This window comes from Sphingomonas jejuensis (assembly GCF_011927695.1).
Lineage (GTDB): Bacteria > Pseudomonadota > Alphaproteobacteria > Sphingomonadales > Sphingomonadaceae > Sphingomonas_K > Sphingomonas_K jejuensis.
In genome coordinates this window covers 1-21,452 of sequence record NZ_JAATJE010000002.1, presented here as the reverse complement: position 1 = coordinate 21,452, position 21,452 = coordinate 1, and the positions used below count along the sequence as shown (strand labels likewise).

The 21,452-nt window shown below is 67.8% G+C and carries 16 protein-coding genes; 6 read left to right on the top strand and 10 right to left on the bottom strand.

All coding sequences use genetic code 11. From position 1 onward, the window contains the following. Window positions 1-13 precede the first annotated feature (13 nt). Entirely contained in the window at window positions 14-1,072 is a 1,059-nt protein-coding gene (locus GGR88_RS09545; RefSeq protein ID WP_167954500.1) for a homocysteine S-methyltransferase family protein, read from the top strand. 3 nt (window positions 1,073-1,075) lie between these two features. Beyond that, entirely contained in the window at window positions 1,076-3,802 is a 2,727-nt protein-coding gene (gene metH, locus GGR88_RS09540) for a methionine synthase (RefSeq protein ID WP_167954499.1), read from the top strand. A 28-nt stretch (window positions 3,803-3,830) separates the two neighbouring features. Here metH and GGR88_RS09535 read toward each other — a convergent pair whose 3' ends face one another. Both GGR88_RS09535 and GGR88_RS09530 read right to left on the bottom strand, forming a co-directional pair. Further along, window positions 3,831-4,853 (bottom strand): glycosyltransferase family 4 protein, encoded by a 1,023-nt coding sequence (locus tag GGR88_RS09535; RefSeq protein WP_167954498.1) that lies wholly within the window; start codon window positions 4,851-4,853, stop codon window positions 3,831-3,833. Further along, window positions 4,850-5,692 (bottom strand): UDP-2,3-diacylglucosamine diphosphatase, encoded by an 843-nt coding sequence (locus GGR88_RS09530; RefSeq protein ID WP_245196979.1) that lies wholly within the window; start codon window positions 5,690-5,692, stop codon window positions 4,850-4,852. The genes GGR88_RS09535 and GGR88_RS09530 overlap by 4 nt, the downstream gene beginning before the upstream one ends. A gap of 300 nt (window positions 5,693-5,992) precedes the next feature. On the opposite strand from GGR88_RS09530, the gene GGR88_RS09525 reads away from it, so the two are divergent. Next, entirely contained in the window at window positions 5,993-6,649 is a 657-nt protein-coding gene (locus GGR88_RS09525) for a class I SAM-dependent methyltransferase (protein WP_167954497.1), read from the top strand. Next, window positions 6,646-7,251: a DUF962 domain-containing protein gene (locus GGR88_RS09520; RefSeq protein WP_167954496.1), complete on the top strand. Its 606-nt coding sequence runs from the start codon at window positions 6,646-6,648 to the stop codon at window positions 7,249-7,251. Before GGR88_RS09525 ends, GGR88_RS09520 begins: the two co-directional genes overlap by 4 nt. Here the strand turns inward: GGR88_RS09520 and GGR88_RS09515 are convergent. Further along, complete coding sequence (locus GGR88_RS09515) at window positions 7,227-8,900, bottom strand: aminotransferase class III-fold pyridoxal phosphate-dependent enzyme (RefSeq protein ID WP_167954495.1); 1,674 nt, start codon at window positions 8,898-8,900, stop codon at window positions 7,227-7,229. The genes GGR88_RS09520 and GGR88_RS09515 overlap by 25 nt on opposite strands. Before the next feature lie 32 nt (window positions 8,901-8,932). Between GGR88_RS09515 and asd the strand changes: the two genes are divergently transcribed. Beyond that, window positions 8,933-9,796: an archaetidylserine decarboxylase gene (asd, locus tag GGR88_RS09510; RefSeq protein ID WP_167954494.1), complete on the top strand. Its 864-nt coding sequence runs from the start codon at window positions 8,933-8,935 to the stop codon at window positions 9,794-9,796. Between the two features lie 4 nt (window positions 9,797-9,800). On the opposite strand, the gene GGR88_RS09505 is transcribed toward asd, so the two are convergent. The 5 genes from GGR88_RS09505 to GGR88_RS09485 form a co-directional block, all read right to left on the bottom strand. After that, window positions 9,801-11,198 (bottom strand): efflux transporter outer membrane subunit, encoded by a 1,398-nt coding sequence (locus tag GGR88_RS09505; protein ID WP_167954493.1) that lies wholly within the window; start codon window positions 11,196-11,198, stop codon window positions 9,801-9,803. 13 nt (window positions 11,199-11,211) lie between these two features. Next, entirely contained in the window at window positions 11,212-14,376 is a 3,165-nt protein-coding gene (locus tag GGR88_RS09500) for an efflux RND transporter permease subunit (RefSeq protein WP_167954492.1), read from the bottom strand. A 51-nt stretch (window positions 14,377-14,427) separates the two neighbouring features. Next, window positions 14,428-15,672, bottom strand: a complete 1,245-nt coding sequence (locus GGR88_RS09495; RefSeq protein WP_167954491.1) for an efflux RND transporter periplasmic adaptor subunit — start codon at window positions 15,670-15,672, stop codon at window positions 14,428-14,430. Continuing rightward, window positions 15,669-16,058, bottom strand: a complete 390-nt coding sequence (locus GGR88_RS09490) for a hypothetical protein (RefSeq protein ID WP_167954490.1) — start codon at window positions 16,056-16,058, stop codon at window positions 15,669-15,671. Before GGR88_RS09490 ends, GGR88_RS09495 begins: the two co-directional genes overlap by 4 nt. Before the next feature lie 304 nt (window positions 16,059-16,362). Beyond that, entirely contained in the window at window positions 16,363-16,974 is a 612-nt protein-coding gene (locus GGR88_RS09485; protein ID WP_167956075.1) for a TetR/AcrR family transcriptional regulator, read from the bottom strand. 180 nt (window positions 16,975-17,154) lie between these two features. On the opposite strand from GGR88_RS09485, the gene GGR88_RS09480 reads away from it, so the two are divergent. Next, complete coding sequence (locus tag GGR88_RS09480; protein WP_167954489.1) at window positions 17,155-18,795, top strand: histidine kinase famiy protein; 1,641 nt, start codon at window positions 17,155-17,157, stop codon at window positions 18,793-18,795. A gap of 18 nt (window positions 18,796-18,813) precedes the next feature. Here GGR88_RS09480 and GGR88_RS09475 read toward each other — a convergent pair whose 3' ends face one another. After that, a complete protein-coding gene (locus tag GGR88_RS09475; RefSeq protein WP_167954488.1) occupies window positions 18,814-19,014 on the bottom strand; it encodes a helix-hairpin-helix domain-containing protein in 201 nt (66 codons plus the stop codon). A gap of 408 nt (window positions 19,015-19,422) precedes the next feature. Further along, on the bottom strand, window positions 19,423-21,363 hold the full coding sequence (locus GGR88_RS09470) for a TonB-dependent receptor (protein ID WP_167954487.1): 1,941 nt from the start codon (window positions 21,361-21,363) through the stop codon (window positions 19,423-19,425). Window positions 21,364-21,452 lie beyond the last annotated feature (89 nt).

Genomic DNA, 21,452 nt, shown 5'->3' with positions numbered 1-21,452 from the left:
ATATGTGGCCGGCATGGCCGATGATCTTCCTGTTCGCGAAGCGTTTCTTGCCGCCGCGCGGGAGCGCATCCTGTTCATCGACGGCGCCTTCGGAACCGAAATCCAGAACTGGAAGCTGTCGGAGGAGGATTATCGCGGCACGCTCGACCTCGGCCACGACCAGAAGGGCAACAACGACATCCTGGCGCTGACGGCGCCGCATGTGCCCGAAAGCATCCACCGCGCCTATTTCGCCGCCGGCGCGGACATCGCGGAAACCAACACCTTCAGCGCCAACCGCATCAGCCAGGCGGACTACGGCGCGGAGTCGCTGGTGCGCGACATCAATCACGAAAGCGCGGCGATGGCGCGCAGGATCGCCGACGAGTTCACCGCCCAGGACGGCCGCCGCCGCTTCGTGGCCGGCGCGATCGGCCCCACCAACAAGACGCTGTCGCTCAGCCCCGACGTCAACGATCCCGGGTACCGGGAGATCGACTTCGATCATCTGAAGGATGTGTACCGCGAGCAGACAGACGCGCTGATCGCCGGCGGCGCGGACTTCATCCTGATCGAAACCGTGTTCGACACGCTGAATGCCAAGGCCGGCATCATGGCGGTCAACGAGGCGGCGGAGGCGGCGGGGCGCGACGTGCCCATCATGCTGTCCATGACGCTCACCGACCTCAGCGGGCGCAACCTGTCGGGACACACGGTGGAGGCGTTCTGGCACGCGACGCGGCACGCGCGGCCGATCACCATCGGCCTCAACTGCTCGTTTGGCGCGGAACAGCTGCGCCCGCATGTGAAAACGCTGTCGGACCTCTGCGACACGCTGATCATGGTCTATCCGAACGCCGGCCTGCCCAACGAGCTGGGCTGCTATGACGAGGCGCCGGCCACCACCGCGGCGCTGGTGCGCGAATGGGCGGCGCAGACGCAGGTCAACGTGCTTGGCGGGTGCTGCGGATCGACGCCCGCGCACATCAAGGCGATCGCGGACGCCTGCGGCGCGCTTCCGCCCCGCCCCGTGCCCGTTCAGCCCGTGCGCACCCGGCTCGCCGGGCTCGAGCCGTTCACGATGGCGGCCTGATCCATGGCGCCCGTCCACGACCTTCCGCCCAACACCCAGTTCGTCAACATCGGCGAGCGCACCAACGTCACCGGGTCGGCGGCGTTCAAGAAGCTGATCATGGCGGGCGACTATGAGGCCGCCGTTACCGTCGCGCTCAACCAGGTGGAAAACGGCGCGCAGATCATCGACGTCAACATGGACGAAGGTCTGCTCGACGCGGTCGAGGCGATGACCACCTTCCTGAAGCGCATCGCCGCAGAGCCCGACATCGCGCGCGTGCCGGTGATGGTCGATTCATCGAAGTGGGAGGTGATCGAGGCCGGGCTGAAATGCGTGTCCGGCAAGCCGATCGTCAATTCGATCAGCATGAAGGAGGGCGAGGACAAGTTCCTGAAGGAAGCCCGCCTGTGCATGGCCTATGGCGCGGCCGTCGTGGTGATGGCGTTTGACGAGGTCGGGCAGGCCGACACGCAGCAGCGCAAGGTCGAGATCTGCGAGCGTGCCTACAAGCTCCTGATGAGCATCGGCTTCCCGCCGGAAGACATCATCTTCGACGCCAACGTCTTTGCCGTCGCGACGGGGATCGAGGAGCACAACAACTACGGCGTCGACTTCATCGAGGCAGTGAAGGAGATCCGCCGCCGCTGCCCGCATGTCCATTTCTCGGGCGGGCTGTCCAACCTGTCCTTCTCGTTCCGCGGGAACGAGCCGGTGCGCCGGGCCATGCATTCGGTGTTCCTGTTCCACGCCATCCCGGCCGGGCTCGACATGGCGATCGTCAACGCCGGGCAGCTCGACGTCTACGACCAGATCGATCCGGAACTGCGCGAAGCGTGCGAGGACGTGATCCTCAACCGGCCGCAACGCCAATCCGACGAGACGCCGACCGATCGGCTGATCCGCATCGCCGAGCGCTACAAGGGCCAGAAGGGCACCCCGGCTGACGACAAGGCGGCGCTGGAATGGCGCAGCTGGCCCGTCGAGAAGCGCCTGGAGCATGCGCTGGTGAAGGGCCTGGACGCCTTCGTGGTCGAGGATACGGAGGAGGCACGGCAGGCCGCCGCACGGCCGATCGAGGTGATCGAAGGTCCGCTGATGGACGGCATGAACGTTGTCGGCGACCTGTTCGGGTCGGGCAAGATGTTCCTGCCGCAGGTCGTGAAGTCGGCGCGCGTCATGAAGAAGGCGGTGGCGCACCTCCTGCCCTTCATCGAGGCTGCCAAGGAGCCGGGCGCCAAGGGCAAGGGCAAGATCGTGCTCGCCACCGTCAAGGGCGACGTCCACGACATCGGCAAGAACATCGTCGGCGTGGTTCTGCAGTGCAACGGGTTCGAGATCATCGACCTGGGCGTCATGGTGCCGTGGAAGACGATCATCGATGCCGCCAACGACAACAACGTCGACATGATTGGCCTGTCCGGCCTCATCACTCCGTCGCTCGACGAGATGGTGACGGTGGCCGAGGAGATGGCGCGGGCGGGCATGACCATGCCGCTTCTGATCGGCGGCGCCACCACCAGCCGCGTCCACACCGCCCTGAAGATCGACCCGGCCTATCCGGGCGCTGTGGTCCATGTGCTGGACGCCAGCCGGGCGGTCGGTGTGTGCACCAGCCTGGTGTCGGAAACGCAGTCCGCCGATTTCGTCGGCCGGACCAAGGCCGAATATGACGACATCCGCGTCAAGCGCGCCAATGCCAGCGGATCGAACCTCGTGACGCTGGAGAAGGCGCGGCAGAACGCCTTTGTCGCCGATTTCGCGCTGAAGCCGCCGGCGCCGCGCCAGCCGGGCATCCACCGCTTCGATGACTGGAGCCTCAGCGACCTTGTCGAGGTGATCGACTGGACGCCCTTCTTCCGGTCGTGGGAGCTGGCCGGCATCTTCCCCGCGATCCTCGATGACGAAGTGGTGGGCGAAAGTGCGCGCAGCCTGTGGGCGGATGCGCAGGCGATGCTCACCCGCATCGTCGACGAGAAGTGGCTCACCGCGCGGGGGGTGGCCGGCCTGTGGCCCGCCCACCGGCGCGGCGACGACCTGTTCGTCCAGAACCGGCACAGCGACGATCACCGCTCGCCCGACGGCGCGAGCGTGCCGCCCTTCATCAAGGTGCCCGATCTCGACCGCACGAACGAGGCGGGCACGCGCCTGCCGATGCTGCGCCAGCAGGTCGCCAAGCGGGAGGGGCGCGCCAACATGTGCCTGGCCGACTTCGTCGATCCGGCGGGCGACTGGCTGGGCGGCTTTGCGGTCGCCATCCACGGCATCGAACCGCATCTCGCGCGCTTCAAGGCGGCGCATGACGATTACAACGACATCCTGCTGAAGGCGCTGGCCGACCGCTTTGCCGAGGCCTTTGCCGAGCGGCTCCACCAGCATGTCCGCACGACGCTGTGGGGGTATGCGCCGAACGAGCAGCTGACCAACGAAGCGCTGATCAAGGAACAGTATCGCGGCATCCGCCCGGCGCCCGGCTATCCGGCCTGCCCGGATCATATGCTGAAGCCGAAGCTGTTCGAGATGCTGGCGGACGGCGGCGACGTGGCCGGTGGCGCGGTGGCCGGCATCACGCTGACCGAAAGCATGGCGATGTGGCCGACCTCCGCCGTCAGCGGCTTCTATTTCGGGCATCCGGAGGCCGCCTATTTCGGCGTCGCCCAGATCGGCATGGACCAGGTGGAGGATTATGCCGCCCGGCGCGGCGTGCCGAAGGCGGAGGCTGAACGCTGGCTGCGGCCGAACCTGACCTGACGGACGACGGCGCGCGCCCGCGCCGTGCTCAGGCGGCCTTTGCCAGGCGCGTGATCGGCCGCAATCCGTCCAGGAACTGGCGGGTGCAGCGATCCCAGCCGAATGCGCGCCCCGCCGCTGCTGCAGCCGCACGGTCGAGGCGGAGCGCACCGTGGATGGCGGTGGCCAGATCCTCGCCGAGCACGCCCGCGCCCTCCGACACGACGTCGACGGGACCTGCGACCGGATAGGCGGCGACGGGCGTTCCGCTCGCCATCGCCTCCGCCATCACCAGTCCGAACGTGTCCGTGCGGCTGGCGAAGACGAACACGTCGGCGCTGCGATAGGCGGCGGCCAGCCGCTCCCCATGCAGCGCGCCCAGATAGACGGCGTTGGGATAACGGCGGCGCATCGCCGGCAGTGCGGGGCCGTCGCCCACCACCAGCTTGGTCCCGGGCACGTCGGCGGCAAGGAACGCTTCGATGTTCTTTTCCGGCGCCACGCGGCCGACATGCAGCATGACGGGCCCGGCAAGTCCCTCCACCTCCGGCAGGCGCGGTCCATCTGGCCGGAACAGCGACAGGTCGACGCCGCGCCCCCAGCGGTGCAGGCGCGAAAAGCCGCGGGTCCTGAGTTCGGCCTCTAGCGTCGGCGTCGCCACGAACGCCTGCTCCGCCCGCTCGTGGAAGCGGCGAAGCGCGGACCAGAACAGATCGGGCGGCAGCTTCGTCCGAACCGCGAGATAATCGGGAAAGCGGGTGTGGAACGACGTGGTGAAGGGCACGCCTTCCGCCACGCACCAGCGCCGCGCCGCCCAGCCGAGCGGCCCTTCGGTCGCGATGTGGATGGCATCGGCGCCGATCGCCTCCAGCCGCCGCCGGACGCCCCGCCCCGCGCCGAGCGCCAGGCGGATCTCGGGATAGCCGGGGCAGGGAAGCGTCGTGAACTGGTCGGGCGTCACCGCCTCCACGACATGCCCCATCCGCGCCAGCTCGGCAGCGGTGGTGGTCAGCGTGCGAACAACGCCGTTCACCTGGGGGCGCCAGGCATCGCTGACCAGCGCGATCCTCATGCCGGCACCGCCTCGGCCTTGATCAGGCGCGGGCGGGTGCGCTCGCGCATCGTTTCCTCGCGGACCCGCTCCGCCCAGTCGACGATGCGCAGCGTGCCGTCGGCATCCTCGACCAGCGCGGTGCAGCTCTCAACCCAGTCGCCGTCGTTGTAGTAGGTGATGTCGCCGAATTCGCGAATTTCTGCGGAATGGATGTGCCCGCACACCACGCCGTCCACTCCGCGTTCGGCGGCGGCATGCGCCACCACTTCCTCGAAGCGGGAAATGAACGACACCGCGTTTTTCACCCGCTTCTTCATGTGCGCGGCCAGCGACCAGTAGGGCAGGCCGAACATGCGGCGGCAGCGGTTGACCCAGCGGTTGCTTCTGAGCAGCGCGACGTAGGCCCAGTCGCCCAGGAAGGCCAACCACTTGTGGTAGAGCACGACATTGTCGAACTGGTCGCCGTGGATCACCAGCAGCCGGCGGCCGTCGGCGGTGACGTGGACGTCGTCGTCGAGAAGCTCGATGCCGCCGAATTCCAGCCCGACATAGTCGCGGAAATGCTCGTCATGGTTGCCCGGGACGTAGACGACGCGGGTGCCGTGCTTGGCCATCTTCAGGACGGCGCGAACCACGTCGTTGTGCGCCTGCGGCCAGTACCAGCCCTTGCGCAGCTGCCAGCCGTCGACGATGTCGCCGACCAGGTACAAGGTCTCGCACTCGTGCTTCTTCAGGAAGTCGAGCAGCAGCTCGGCATTGGCGCCGGCGGTGCCCAGGTGGCAGTCCGAAATGAAGATGGTGCGCTGGCGGGTGCGCTTGGGCGCGTTGCCGCTGTCTTCCCCGTCGGGCTCGAACATCCAGGCGGGAACCGACTGGACCTGCCGCGACTTGGGTGTCGGGCGGGCGGTACGGGCGGTCGGCATGATCGGCGAAGTCATCACTTGGGACGCCATCTCGACTTCTCCCATGAGTGGCCGGGATCTCTTTGTCCCTTCGAGCATTGCCTAAACGACGTCAAAGACAGTTATGTAAAAGCGCGATGACAATTTGGTTTCAGATTGTCTTTGATCTTCGCTGAAACGTCATCAATCTGTCTCGAAAACGTCACAGCGTCCTGCAAACAGCAATCTTCGGAAGCTGACGCGGAGCGTGGACTGATGGCGACCCGGATGAGTACGGCGGGTGTCGCCCGCGCCTATGATCGGTGGGCGCCGGTCTACGATCTTGTCTTCGGCCCGGTGTTCCGGCGCGGCCGGTCCGACGCGATCGTCGCGGCGGAACGGGTCGGCGGCCGCATCATCGAGGTCGGGGTGGGCACCGGCATCTCGCTTCCGCAATATCAGCCGGGCAACCGCATCGTCGCGGTGGACCTGTCGGACGCCATGCTGGACAAGGCGCGCGCCCGCGTCCGCGAGCAGAATCTGCACCATGTCGAGCAGGTCGTCGTCGGCGATGCCGAGAACCTGCAATATGCCGACAACAGCTTCGACGTGGTGGTGGCGCAATATGTCATCACCGCCTGCCCGCATCCGGAACGCGCGCTGGACGAGTTCGTGCGCATCTGCCGGCCGGGCGGGGAGATCATCATCACCACGCGCGTCGGCGCGGGGCAGGGGCTTCGCGGCGCGATCGAACGCACGCTGATGCCCGTCACCAGCCGGCTGGGCTTCCGCACCGATTTTCCATGGAGCCGATACGAGGCCTGGGCCGCGACCCGGGCGGACGTCCGCCTGCTGGAGAACCGCCCGCTGCCGCCGCTCGGCCATTTTTCACTCGTCCGCTACCAGAAGCTCACCGAGGACCACGCCCGATGACCGCTTTTCGCGCCCAACTTGCCGAACAACGCTGGGACGATCACCGCTTCTACCATCACAGCCTGGTGAACCAGAGCCTGCACTTCGTGTCGGCCTGCACCTTCCTGGTCGCCTACGCCATCGTGTGGGTCGATCCGGCGGCGGCCAGCCTGCTCGCCTGGGGCGTTGCGATGACCAGCCGCCAGGCCGGGCATTTCTTCTTCGAGCCGAAGACCTTCGACCACGTCAACGGCGCGACCCACGACCACAAGGAAGAGATCAAGATCGGCTACAATCTCTTTCGCAAATGGGTGCTGATGAGCCTGTGGGCGTCCGTTCCGATCGTCCTGCTCCTGTCGCCGACGCTGTTCGGCACGCTTGCCGAGCCGGATGGTGTCGAAGGCTATCTGCGCCATGTCGGGATCGGCTGGCTGTTCCTGGGCGTGGGCGCCATCGCCTTCCGCTCGCTGCAGCTGTTCTTCATCCGCGATGTGGAAACGGGGCTGGTCTGGGCGACCAAAATCGTTACCGACCCGTTCAGCGACTTCCGCCTCTACAAGAGCGCGCCCAAGCGTCTGCTCCGCGGTGAGCGCATGGACTATCCGGACGCCGCCGCCGCCTGACCCTTCAGCCGGACGGCAAGCGCGCGCCGCATCACCGCGCGGCGCAGCGCCTTGTTGGTCAGGCCGGGGGGCGTGTCCCACCACCCGTCCGCCGCCATCGCCCGGGCCGCCTGGGTGAAGCGGCGGACCACTTCCGCGAACAGGCCGTCGTCGATGTCCAGGCTCCAGATCAGCCGCCCGGTGCCGACCCAGCTGAGCGCCAGCCCCTCCGCGCGGAGGTAATATTGCAGCATCCAGTTATAGGCCGCCGGTGCCGTATAGAGCACCGTCCACACCGTCTGCAGGTTCTCGACCCGCACCGGCACACCGGCCTCGGCCAGCGCCGCGTTCATGGTCGCCGCGCGCGCGTCCCAGCGATCGTCGATGCCGTCGTAGAGCGCCTGGACCTCCGGCGTTTCCAGCCGGCGCAGGAAGGCGTTCATCGCCCCCATGACATAGGGGTGCGCATTGAAGGTGCCGCGCGCAAAGCAGATGTCGAGCGGCCGGTCGTCCCGCCACCGCCGCATCAGCGCGGCGCGTCCGCACAGCACGCCGACCGGCAGCCCGCCGCCCAGCGTCTTGCCATAGGTGACGAGGTCCGGCTGGACGCCGAAATAGGCCGCCGCGCCCCCCGGCGACAGGCGGAAGCCCAGGAACACCTCGTCGAAGATCAGCACGATGTCGCGCGCCCGGCAGACCGCCGCCAGCCGCTGCAACCAGTCGCGATAGGCGTCCAGGTCCTTGGCCGCGCGCCGGCCGCTGTCGACCAGCTGGTTGTCGGACGGCGCCGCGCCGTTCGGGTGAAGCGCCTGCAGCGGGTTGACCAGCACGCAGGCGATGTCCCGGCGCGTTGCCAGCACCTTCAGCGTGCGGTCGGACCCCTCGGCCAGCGTCAGGGTCCGATCGGCCGGCACCGGGTTGCCGATGCCGGGCTGAACCTCGCCCCACCAACCATGATAGGCGCCGGCGAAGCGGACGATGCGCGGGCGCTTGCTGTGATAGCGGGCCAGTCGCACGGCCTGCATTACCGCCTCCGTGCCCGACATGTGGAACGACACCTCGTCCATGCCGGAGATCGCGCGCAGCCGCTCGACATTGTCGGCCACCACCGGGTGATAGGCGCCGAGCACGGGGCCGAGCGCTTCCACCGCGGCCGCCCCCTCGGCGATGGTCTGCTTGTAGAAGTCGTAGCCGAACAGGTTGACGCCGTAGGATCCGGTCAGGTCGATCAGCCGGTTGCCGTCCAGGTCGGTGACGACCGGCCCGTCCGAGCTTTGCAGAAAGGAACCCGTGCCGAGCGCGTCACGCACGCGCTGGGCGAAGGGGAAGGGCACGCGGTAGGATCCGGTGAACTGCAGGTCGGACAGCCCGACCTTCGCCGCGCGGGTCAGCGCCAGCGTCTTCGGGTATCGCGCGCCGAACAGCGCCGACAGCCGATCGAAGCCGGCCTGCCGCCGCGCGGCGACAGCGGCGTCGGCGCCGTCCACCGAAAAGAAGCGGTCGGGCCCATGGGCAAAGGCCGGGATCAGTCCTGCCACCCGTTTCGCCATGCGGACATGGCCGCCCAGCGATTTGTGCTTGGCCCGGGACAGGGTCAGGCGCCGATGGCCGGCGGACAGCGCGAACGCGCCGGCGGAGACGCCGAGCGCACTGGCAAGGATCAGGTTCATGCCGCCTCACAACCCACCGAGATGACACGCCCATGACAGTTCGCGGCAGCCTGATGCGCGTCCTCCTGCAGGAGGATCTGAACTTCCTGCTCACCAACCGCCTGCCGCGCCGGCTTGCGACCCGCGCGGTGGGGCGCATCTCGCGCGCGCGCCACCCGCTGGTCGCGCGGCCCGCGCTTGCCGCCTGGCGCTTCTTCGCGGGCGTCGACCTGTCGGACGCCGCCTCCACACGCTACCGGACGCTGGGCGAGGGGTTCACCCGCGCGCTGCGGCCGGATGCGCGCCCCTTCCATCCCGATCCCACCGTGCTGGCCAGCCCGTGCGACGCGATCGTCGGCGCGCATGGCCGGGTGGAGGGCGGGCGCGCCTATCAGGTGAAGGGCTTCCCTTATCGGCTGGACGAACTGATTCCCGATCCTGCGCTGGCCGGGCGCTTCGCGGACGGCTGGTTCGTCACGTTGCGGCTGACGGCGGGCATGTACCACCGCTTCCATGCGCCCGCCGACCTGACGGTGGACGCGGTGACCTATCAGTCGGGCGACTGCTGGAACGTCAATCCGGTGGCGCTGAAGCGGGTGGAGCGGCTGTTCTGCCGGAACGAACGCGCCGTGATCGAGGCGCGAACGACAGACGACACGCCGATCCTGATCGTGCCGGTCGCCGCCATCCTGGTGGCGAGCATCCGGCTGACCTTTCTCGACACGCCCGCGATGCTCCGGGACGGCGGGCCGGGCCGCCGCGCGCTCGACGTGGCGCTCCACCGCGGGGACGAGATGGGATGGTTCGAGCATGGCTCCACCATCATCATGTTCCTGCCCGCCACCGCCGCGCTGGGCGACCTGACCGAAGGGGAGGCGGTGCGCGCCGGACAGCCGATCGCCCGGCTGCCCGGCTGATCGCTCACGCCGACCAGTTGCCGCCGAGCGCGCGGAACAGGTCGATCTGCGCGCGGCTGATCTCGGCATCCACCAGCGCCAGCGACGCTTCGGTGTCGGCAAAGGTCCGCTCCGCATCAAGCTGCGCCAGGCTGTCGATCTGCCCTTCGCGCTGCTGCGCACGGGTGATGCGCGCCGCAACCGCGGCCTGGTCGCGCGCCGCCTGCAGCGCGGCGCGGCGTTCCAGCACGCGGGCGTAGTTGGACAGCGCCGTCTCCGTCTCCTCCAGTGCGGTGAGCACCGTGCCGTCGAAGGTGGCGAGCGCGGCCTGCGTGTCCGCCTCCGCACCGGCGACGCGCGCGCGCGCCTGCACCGGGTTCACCGCCCAGCTGATCAGCGGGCCGAGCAGCCAGTTGAGCGGCCCCGCGCCGAACAGGTTGCCCACCCCGGTGCTCGTGGATCCCACCGATCCCCCCAGGCTGATGCGCGGATAGAGGTCGGCGGTGGCGACGCCGATCCGCGCGGTCGCGGCCGCCAGCCGCCGTTCGGCCGCGCGCACGTCCGGCCGGCGGGCGAGCAGCGCCGCCCCGTCGCCGACCGGGATCGGCCGATCGAGCCTGAGCGTCGTGTCGCGCGCCGCCGCGATCTCCGGCAGGGCGGCGGGCGCGCGGCCAGTGAGCGTGGCGAGGCGGAACAGCGCCGCCTGCCGCTCGGCCGCGATCGCCGGCACCTCGGCCTGCCGCTGGTTGCGGAGCGCGGCGATGCGCGCCGTGTCGAGCCCCGTGGTCATGCCGACCTCCTGCCGGCTTCGCGTCACGCGCAGCGCCTGGTCCAGCAGCGCGACGATGCGCGTGGCAACCGCCAGCCGCTCGGCCGCGGAGGCGGCGTCGGCATAGGCGCGGGTGGTGTCGGCCACCACCGCCACGCGCACCGCGTCGGCATCGGCCGCCGCCGCGCCGAGATCGCCGCGCGCCGCCTCGATGCCGCGGCCGACGCGGCCGAACAGGTCGACCTCGTAGGCGACGTCCAGGCCGAGATCGATCGTCCAGTCCTCCTGCGCGACGCCGGGCGGGCGCTGGATCGCCGACAGCCGGCCATAGGTCGCGCTTGCGCCTGCCGTCGCCTGCGGCAGCCGGTCGCCCCGCCGCTCGCGCAGCGACGCGCGCGCCCGCTCCAGCCGCGCCACCGCCACGCGCACGTCGATGTTGGCGGCAAGCGCGTCGGCGACAAGGCCGTCCAGCACCGGATCGGCATAAAGCTGCCACCAGCGGTCGTTGGTGGTGGCGGCGGTGTCGACCGCCGGGCCCGCGCTGACGAACGCGCCGGTTGTGGCCGGCGGCGCGGCCGGGCGGGCATAGTCCGGCCCGGTCGCGCAGGCGGCGAGCGCAAGCAGGGAGGATGCGCCAAGAAGGACACGGATCATGACGGGGGGCTCCTTATTCGGCCGGCTGCAGCGCGGGCGGCGTGCGGCGAAGGCGCAGCCGGTCGCCCAGCGCGCGGCAGACGACATAGAAGGTGGGGGTGAAGACGAGGCCGAAGCCGGTGACGCCCAGCATGCCGAAGAACACGGCCGTGCCCAGCGCCTGGCGAAGCTCCGCCCCCGCACCGCTTGCAATCAGCAGCGGCACCGCGCCCAGCACGAAGGCGAAGCTGGTCATCAGGATGGGGCGGAGACGATCGCCCGCCGCACGCACCGCCGCCTCGACCGGGGACAGCCCGTCCTGCTGTTCCGCCTGCCGCGCGAACTCGACCACCAGGATCGCGTTCTTGGCGGCCAGCGCGATCAGCACGACCAGGCCGATCTGCGTCAGCACGTTGTTGTCCATGCCCCGCAGGTTCACGCCGATCATCGCGGCAAGCAGGCACATCGGCACGATCATGATGATCGACAGCGGCAGCACCAGGCTTTCATATTGCGCCGCCAGCACCAGGAAGACGAACACCACGGCCAGCGCGAACACAAGGGCGGCGGTGTTGCCGGCCAGCTGCTGCTGGTAGGCGATGTCGGTCCATTCGGTGCTGTACCCGTTGGGCAGCGTTTCCGCCGCCAGCCGCTCCATCGTCACCAGCGACTGTCCGGACGAGAAGCCCGGTGCGGTGTTGCCGTCGACCTCCACCGCCGGGAACATGTTGTAGCGCACGACGCGGTAGGGGCCGGTCGTGTCGTTGAAGGTCGCCACCGACCCCACCGGCACCATCGCGCCGGAATTGGACCGCGTCTTCAGGTTGGCGATGTCGCTTTCGGTCGCCCGGAACGGCGCGTCCGCCTGCGCGGTCACGCGGTAGGTGCGGCCGAGCAGGTTGAAGTCGTTGACGAAGGCGGAGCCCAGATAGACGTTCAGCGCCTCGAACACGCGCTCCGGCGGCACGCCCAGCAGATCGGCCTTGGCGCGGTCGATGTCGGCGAACACGCGCGGCGTCGCGGTGTCGAAGAAGGTGTAGGCGCCGGCCAGCCCCTCGGCCTGGTTGGCCTTGCCGATAAGGCCGTAGGCCTGCTCGGCAAGCGCCTGGTAGCCATGGCCGCCGCGGTCCTGCACCATCATGCGGAAGCCGCCGGCCGCGCCGATGCCCTGGATGACGGGCGGCGGCACGATCATCAGCCGCGCTTCGGTGATGTCGGCGGTCGCCTTCTGCGCCTCCGCCATCACGTCGGCGACCGTGATGCCGGGACGATCCTCGAAATCCGTCAGGGGGATGTAGGCGGCGGCCGCGTTGGGGGCGAGCGTCTGTGACGGCCCGTCGAAGCCCGCCAGCATCACCGCGCCCTTCACGCCGTCGAGCGGCAGGATGCGGCCGGCGACCTTGCGCATGACGGCATCGGTGCGCTCCACCGACGATCCCGGCGGCAGCTGGATGACGGTCAGGAAATAGCCCTGGTCCTGGCTGGGGATGAAGCCGGTCGGCGTCGACCACAGCATCGCCACCGTTGCCGCGATCAGCCCGGCATAGCTGACCATCACCCGGCGCGGCCGGGTGACCAGCGCGTGCGTCATCCGGCTGTACCGCGCGCTCATGCTTTCAAAGCCGCGGTTGAACCAGTCGCCTGCGGCGCGCACCCGGCGCATCACCAGGCCCTGATGGCCGTGATCCTCCGCATGATGCTTCAGCAACAAGGCGGCGAGCGCGGGGGAAAGCGTCAGCGACACGATCAGCGAGATGACTGTCGCGGTGGAGATGGTGGCCGCGAACTGCTGGTAGAAGGCGCCGGACAGGCCGTTCATGAACAGCGTGGGCACGAACACCGCGCACAAGACGGCGACGATCGCGACCAGCGCGCCCGCCACCTCGTCCATCGAGGTGAAGGCGGCCTGCAGCGGCGTCTGCCCCTGCGCCAGGTTGCGCTCCACATTTTCCACGACGACGATGGCGTCGTCGACGACGATGCCGATCGCCAGCACCAGCCCGAACAGGGACAGCGTGTTGAGCGAATAGCCCACCAGCAGCAGCACGGCGAAGGTGCCGATCAGCGACACGGGGATCGCGACCACCGGGATGATGGCGGCGCGCCAGCGTTGCAGGAACACGATGATGACGAGCACGACGAGCACGATCGCCTCGCCCAGCGTCTTCATCACCTCGTCGATCGACTGGGCGATGAATTCGGTGGGGTTGTAGATGACGCGATATTCCAGCCCCTTGGGAAAGTTCTGCTGGAGCGCGTCCATTTCCGCCGTGATCGCCTCGGCGGCGGCGAGCGCGTTCGATCCCGGCCGCTGGAACACGCCCAGCAGCACGGTCGGCTCGCCCGACAGATAGGTGTTGGTGGAATAGTCGGCGGCGCCCAGCTCGACCCGGGCGACGTCGCGGACGCGCACCTGGCGGCCGTCCGGGTCGGACCGGATCACCACGTCGGCGAACTGCTGCGGCTCGGTCAGCCGGCCCTGCGTCTCCACGCTCAGCTGAAAGGCATTGCCCTGGTTGTAGGGCGGCTGGCCGAGCGTGCCCGCAGCGACCTGGACGTTTTGCGCGCGAAGTGCGGACACGATGTCGCCGGCGGTCAGGTCCAGCGCGGCGGCACGGCCGGGATCGATCCAGATCCGCATGGCATAATCGCGCGCGCCGAACAGCTGCACGTCCCCCACGCCGTCGATGCGGGCGAGCCGGTCCTTCACCTGCGTCAGCGCATAGTTGGACAGGTAACCGGTATCGAGCGACCGGTCGGGGGAGATCAGGTTCACCACCATCAGGAAGTCGGGCGACGTCTTCTTGGTGACGATGCCCAGCCGCTGCACCTCCTGCGGCAGGCGCGGGGTGGCGATGGCGACGCGGTTCTGCACCAGCACCTGCGCGGCATCCAGGTCGGTGCCGGGTCGGAAGGTGACGGTGATGGTCACGCGCCCGTCGCCGGTCGACTGCGACGACTGGTACAGCATCCCGTCGACGCCGTTGATCTCCTGTTCGATGGGCGACGCCACCGTCTCCGCCACCGTCTCGGCGGATGCGCCGGGATAGGTGGCCGCGACGGTCACCGTCGGCGGCACGATGTTGGGATATTGCGAGATCGGCAGCGCGAAATAGGCGAGGCCGCCGACGATGGTGATGACCACCGCGATGACCGCCGCGAAGATCGGGCGCGTGATGAAGAAGCGCGACAGGCGCATGGCAGGCTCCCCTTCAAGGAGGATGTCGTGAGAACGGGTCGGTCGGCGGCGTCAGCGGGCGAAGGTCGCCGCGCCGCTGGTCGTGCTGGTCGTGGGGGCGGTGGCGGTGCTGACGGGTTCGATCCGGCCGGGCCGCGGCACCACCGTGCTGCCCGGGGTCGCCATCTGCGTGCCGCTGATCACCACCCGGTCGCCGGGCTCGAGCCCGCTTCGGACGATCCGCAGCCCGTCGAGCACGGGGCCGAGCACCACCGGCTTTGCCACCACGCTGTTGTCGCGGCCGACCGTCAGCACCAGCTTGCGCGCCTGGTCGGTCTGGATCGCCGCATCCGGCACCAGCAGCGCGGTAACGGTGCCGCCGCTTGCCAGCCGCATGTTGCCGAACATGCCGGGCGTCAGGAACAGGTCGGGATTGGCGAGCACCGCGCGCCCCCGCACTGTGCCCGATCGTGGATCAAGCCCGTTGTCGGTGAAGTCCAGCCGCCCGGCATGGGCGTGCTCCGCCTCGTCCTGCAGGCGGATCTGCACGGCCGCGCCGTTCGCGCCGTCGCGCTTCGCCTTTAGGAACAGGCCTTCGGATGCATCGAAGCTGAAATAGATCGGATCAAGCGCGTTGATCGTGGTCAGGAGCGTGCCGTTCGTGTCGCCGGCGGACACCAGGTTGCCCGCATCGATCCGCCGGTCGGAGATCCGGCCCGAAATCGGCGCCACGACCCGGGTGAATTCCACATCCAGCGCCCGTGCCTGGACGCGCGCGCGTGCCGCCACCAGCGCGGCGTTCGCCGCCCGCACCCGCGCGGCGAGCTGGTCGAGATCGCTCTGCGACACCGCGTCTTCCGCGCGCAGCCGGTTGGCGCGGTCCAGGTTCGCCTGCGCCAGCGCCACGTCGCTCGCCGCGCTGGCGACGTTGGCGCGCGCTTCCGCCAGCGCGGCCGCGGCCGGGCGCGGGTCGATGGTGAAGAGCAGCTGGCCCTTCCGCACGATCGCGCCGTCGGTGAAATGAACGCCGGTGATCGCGCCCGAAATGCGCGGGCGCACTTCCACCGACCGGCTCGGCTCGAACCGGCCGACATAGTCGTCCCATTCGGTCACCTGCCGCACCAGCGGCTGCGCCACGGACACGGTCGGCACCGGCATCGCGGCGACTGCCGGACCATCGTCGTGGAACAGGCTCCACGCGCCGGCCAGCGCCACCACGGGAAGCGCGATCCAGCCCGCGCGTCGCCAGCGGGACCGCGGATGCTCGCGCGGCGCGCGGTCGGCCGCATCCGCCTCGACCTTCGACTGCATGGTCATGCCGCGGCTCCCCGTTGCGTCCGGCTGATGCCGATGCTGGTCGCCAGCGTCTCATATTGCCCCAGCGAGAAGCCGGCCGACACGAAGCGGTCGACTTCGCGCGCGGGGATGGCAAAGCCCTTGTGCCAGGTCAGCACGGCGATACGGCGCAGCGCCTCCAGGCGCGGGTCGGCCAGGTGCGGGCCGCGCCCGGCCGAGCCGAACACCTTGCCAAGCGCGATCGAAAGGGCGCCGGGCGCCTTCAGCGACGCGACGCGGTCGCGCCGGGCCAGCGCCACCACCGCCCATTCGAGTGCGCTCAGCCGCTCCTCGGGGACGGCGGGGGCGGCGACCTGCTGCAGGCCGGTCTGGACGGTCATCTGGTTCGAGAAATCGACATAGGCCATGGGATATCTCCCTGTGCGGGCGCGCCGGTCCGGTCGCCGCCGCGACCATCAGCCGCGGCGACGTTGGAGGACGCTGTGATCTGGACAAGCGGGGACGGTTCACCGCGCGCGGCGCGCACGGTGCCCGGCCTCAGGACAAGGGGTTGGGGATCAGGTGGTGGTCAGCGGGACGGGGACAGCAAGGCGCATCTCGGCATCCTCTTCGAAAGCCGTGGCGCCGCCGCTCGACGCCTTCTATACTGTGTGGTATAGAAAGGCATTCAGCTGCCGTCAATGCTTTTATACCGGTCGGTAGCGAATTTTTCTACCGGCTTGGCCACAGCTGCATGCTGGTGTCCACCACGCGCTCCAGGTCGGCGCGGGTCGCGCCCGAACCGGCCTGCACCGCCATTCCCTGCAGCAGCGCGTAAAGGAAGCTGGTCAGGCCCGCGATGTCCACGTGCATGGGCAGGTCGCCGTCGCGCTTGGCCTGTTCGAACCGCTCCACCAGCGCGGCCTGAGACGAGGCCCGCCGCTTGATCACGTCGGCCTTGATCGACTCGGCCTCGGCACCGCACGCGGTCATGCTGATCACGCCCAGGCATCCCTTGGGGTCGCAGCTGCTCATCTGCGCATCAATGGCGCCGCGCATGAAATGCTCGGCCACCTTGCGCGCCGTCGGCTGCTCCAACGCGGCGCGCGTATATTCCAGCTTCTCGGCCTCGTAGAGGTCAAGCGCCTTGTGAAACAACGCTTCCTTGTTGCCGAACGCGGCATACAGGCTGGGCTTGGTGATCCCCATGGCTTCCGTCAGGTCGGCCATGGATGCGCCTTCATAACCCTTCGCCCAGAACACGCCGAGCGCGGCGGCCAGCGCCTGATCGACGCAGAACTCACGCGGGCGGCCTTTGACGCGCAGGGCGGACGCAGTTTCCATAACGACTGGTATATAAGGCTTCCGACGTTGCCCGCAAGTTAATGACGCTGCACCATTTCCCTCCGGCACGACGGTTGCTGCACCTGCAAACTGATCCATGTTGGAACCAGGCGGCATGTTGATCGTTCTCGCCGGCAATGCCGGCACCTCCGGGCAGCATCACTCCAGCTCCGGACGCGCATGACCGACATCACGACCGAAACACCGCCAGGCGCTCCGCCGCCCCATCTCGCCGGTGCGGCGAACCACGACATGACCGACGACAGCAACAGCATCTTCTTCGCCGCGGTGAAGACGACGCGGATGCCGATGATCGTCACCGATCCCAACCTTCCCGACAACCCGATCGTGTTCGCCAACCCGGCCTTCCTCAACATGACCGGGTACAGCTGGGATGAGCTGATCGGCGTCAACTGCCGCATCCTGCAGGGCCCGGATACGGACCGCGAGACCGTGGCCGAGGTCCGCCGCGCGATCGAGCGGCGGCAGGAAACCTCCGTCGAGATCCTCAACTACAAGAAGAACGGCGCCGCCTTCTGGAACGCATTGTTCATCTCGCCCGTATTCGATGCCGACAACCGGCTGATCTACTTCTTCGCCTCGCAGCTCGACGTCACCCGCCGCCGCGATGCGGAAGAGGGGCTCCGCCAGGCGCAGAAGATGGAGGCGGTCGGCCAGCTGACAGGCGGCGTCGCCCACGACTTCAACAATCTCCTGACCGTCATCCAGGGCTTCGGCGACGTGCTGAAGAACCAGCTGGAGGGCGACCGTGAGCTCGACCGCGCCAAGGCGGTCCGATCGATCAACGCGGTGCTTCAGGCGGCCGAGCGGGGCGCCACCCTCACGCAGCAGCTGCTGGCCTTTTCGCGCCGCCAGAAGCTTCAGGGCCGCGTCATCAACATCGTCGATCTGGTGGACGAGCTCCGCCCGCTGATCGAGCGCACCGCCGGCGGCCTGGTGACCGTGCGCATCCTGCACGAGCAGCAGACCTGCAACGCCCGCATCGACCCGACGCAGGCCGAACTGGCGATCATCAACATCCTCCTCAACGCGCGCGACGCAATGCCAAATGGCGGCACCATCCAGATCGAGGTGCGCAACCGCACCATCGAGGACGGCGACGTCGGCTTCGGCGAGATCGCGGCCGGCGACTATGTCTCCGTGACCATCACCGATGAAGGCACCGGCATGTCGCCGGAGGTGCTGAAGCGCGTCACCGAGCCGTTCTTCACCACCAAGGACCAGGGCAAGGGAACCGGTCTCGGCCTGTCGATGGTCTACGGATTCGTGAAGCAGTCGGGCGGGTCGCTCCGGATCTATTCGGAGGAGGGGCTGGGCACGACCGTGCGGATGCTCTTCCCGTGCGAGAATGCGGAGGCCGACCTGCGGTCGCTCCGCAAGTCGCGCTCGCTCGCCGACAAGCGCGGCAGCGAAACCGTGCTGGTCGTGGAGGACCAGACGGACGTCGGCGACTATGCCGAAACCGTGCTTGCCGAATTCGGCTACACCGTGCTTCGCGCTGAAAACGCGGCCGAGGCGCTCACGCTGCTCGACGGGGCCGGGCAAATCGACCTGCTGTTCAGCGACCTCATCATGCCGGGCGGCATGAACGGCGTCATGCTCGCGCGCGAGGTGAAGCGCCGCCGGCCGAAGATGCGCGTGCTGCTGACCACCGGCTACGCGGAATCCTCGATCGAACGCGTGGACGCGCGCGGGGCCGAGTTCGAGCTGATCCAGAAACCCTACAAGCGCAGCGAACTGGCAACCAAGGTGCGTCAGGTGCTGGAAGGTCCCACCGGCGTCGGATCGCACGGCGGCTGAGAGCCTCGGGCCGGCGGGTCAGTCCGCGCCAACGGTCAGGAACGAACGGCTGTCGTCGATCTTGCCCGCCAGCCCCGGTACTTCCTCCAGCTGCCGCAGGTCGGTGAAGCGGCCGCGCTCCTCCCGGTAGCGGACGATCTCGAACCCGTGACCGTTCAGGCCGGGCACCGCGTCCAGCTCGTCGGCGCTCGCGCCGTTTACATCCACCTGCCCGGCCATCGCCTCGATCCTTCGCACTTGTATCGAATGCCGCGTCGCTGCCGACGCATGCAGGTGGCGGATGGCGCCCCCCACTGGAAAAGCATAACGAATATGTGTCGCCGTTTGTGCTACTATAGGACCGCCGTGCGCCGCCAAGCGCGGCCGACGACCGAAGCTTGTAGACTGCAACGCTTCTTCACATCGTCGAGTTCGCAGACGGCGGGATGGTCTTCGCCCCTGTGGTGAGCGTAGCTAAGCGCGTCGATCGGCGGGTGGAACTTGGCGAACGCGTCGCAGCCATCCAGCGCCTAAGAAGCCAGTTGCATCTGGCAACAGACCTCGTCCGACCAGCAACTTCTTAGCTAGCGACCGGAGCAACTGAGCTATTGCGAAACATCACTGGTTCGTCGAGCTATCGGGCGACACTCACCTCCACCGACGGGCTAAACGTAGACCTATGACGCGAGGTGAGCCGATCCCCGCGTAGTAGGTGCCGTCAAATCCGAACGCGAAGTTCGAATAGGCTTGGGTCGTGAAAACCCGCTCGTCGGTGATGTTGTCGACGAACAGACGCAAATCCCACTCATCCTGCTCCCAGCCGACCTGCGCGTTCAGCAAAACGTAGGCGTTCTGTTTGGCTATATTCTCTGGGTGCAGAGGCGTGTCACCGACCGCATTCGCCTCGCCCCGGAGGAAAAGACCGCGCCACGGTCGCCAGCTCGCGGCAAGAGACGCGTCGAACCGAGGCACAAGCTTGACGCGGTTTCCGGTGAAGTCCTGAACCGCTGAGAAGCGATAATCGGTGTAGATGGAGTCGACGTAACCGAGTGATGCGGTGAGGTTCAGCGTCGGGTCCGGTCGCGCGGTCAACTCAACCTCAAAACCCCGGCTTCGGATTGCGGCGTTTGAAGTGATGAGATTGGTTGACACCGCCTGCCCCGAGCTGTCGACGAGGACGTTGTACTCCTGCCAATTCTGCGCGTCAGTATGGAAGACAGCGCCCGCCAACAGTGCCCGGCCATTCAGCAGGGTCAGCTTGGCACCCGCCTCATATGTCCACAGTGTCTCGGCTCCGTAGCGCGTGAAATCCTCCGTTACCGAGACAGACGCGGCGGCAAGGTTGAAGCCTCCCGGAATCCACCCCTTGGCGACCGATGTATAAAGCAGCAGATTTTCCGTGGGCTTCCAGTCGATGGAAACACGGGGGAGCAACTCGGTAAAGGTTTGGCTGAGATCTTCGGCCGCGAACGCAAACTGACCAGCGGGACCAAGGTCGAGCGAGCCAGCCTGCTGGTTCAACGCGCGTTCGGCGCTTTCCAGCCGCAGGCCGCCACCTAACCGAACCTTATCGGCAATCGGCACGCTGACATTTCCAAACACGGCATAATCCCGCGATCGGCTGGTCTGCGGAGGGGCTGGGTTATAATCGGCCAGGCCTCCGGGCCCCACCAGGGTCAACAGGGTTTGCTGACGGCGATCGCGGTAGTGGTTCATTCCGACGACCCATTGCACCGGGTCGCCCCTCGCCGCCGAAAGCCGCGCCTCCATATTGACGAACCGGTCGCTTCCTAAGTCAGCGCCGGCGACCGCCGGCAGCGCGGTCAAGTCGATGTCGGTCCCGAAGGCGTCATCCGTGTCGCTGCGCCACGAGGCGTTGACGTCGAGCCGCGCGCCGCCGAGGTCGTAGTTCAGATTGGCACCGACCGTGTATTCGTCGCGCTCCGTGTTTTTTGGAGCGTCGTTAACGAGGCGATAGCGGCCGGGGGTCAGGCCGCCATTGAAGCCAGAATAGTTCGCATTGTAGACGTCCGGATCGATCGGGAGGAACTCCTGCTTGTAGAGACCCGGAGCGCGCTGGCGGAAATAGTAGCTGAGCAAGTCGATCGTGAGGCGTTCAGTGGGGTTCCATCGCAACTTGCCCTGAACGAAACTGTTTTGAAGGTATCCGGGCTCGCCGATCGACGATGCGATATTACGCAGGAAGCTGTCTGCCTCCTCGTGTGTGACGACCACCGATCCCGCGAGCGTACTGGTAAGTGGTCCTCCCGCCGCAAACCGCGCATCGATGCCCTCACCATTGCCGAAGAACGTTCCCGTGAGCGACGCATCCATCTCGAAACTATCCGTCGGCATCCGGGTACGAATGACGATCAATCCAGATTCGGTGTTCGAGCCGTAGAGCGTTCCCTGGGGGCCGCGCAGCACCTCAACCTGCTCGATGAAACCGAGCGATTGGTCCTGCACCTCCCGAAACGGAATCCCATCAACGTACACCGCCGCGCGATTGACGATGAACGGGTTCGATTCGATGCCGCGGATGGTGACGAAGGTGCTCCCGATCTGGCTCAGTTGATTGAACTGTGTCAATCGGCGTCCAAAAAGGACCCCCTATCGGCGTGCAAAAGGGACCCCTTTGTCGAGCAGCGTGACGGGTATGACGGGCGCGCCGTTCGCGC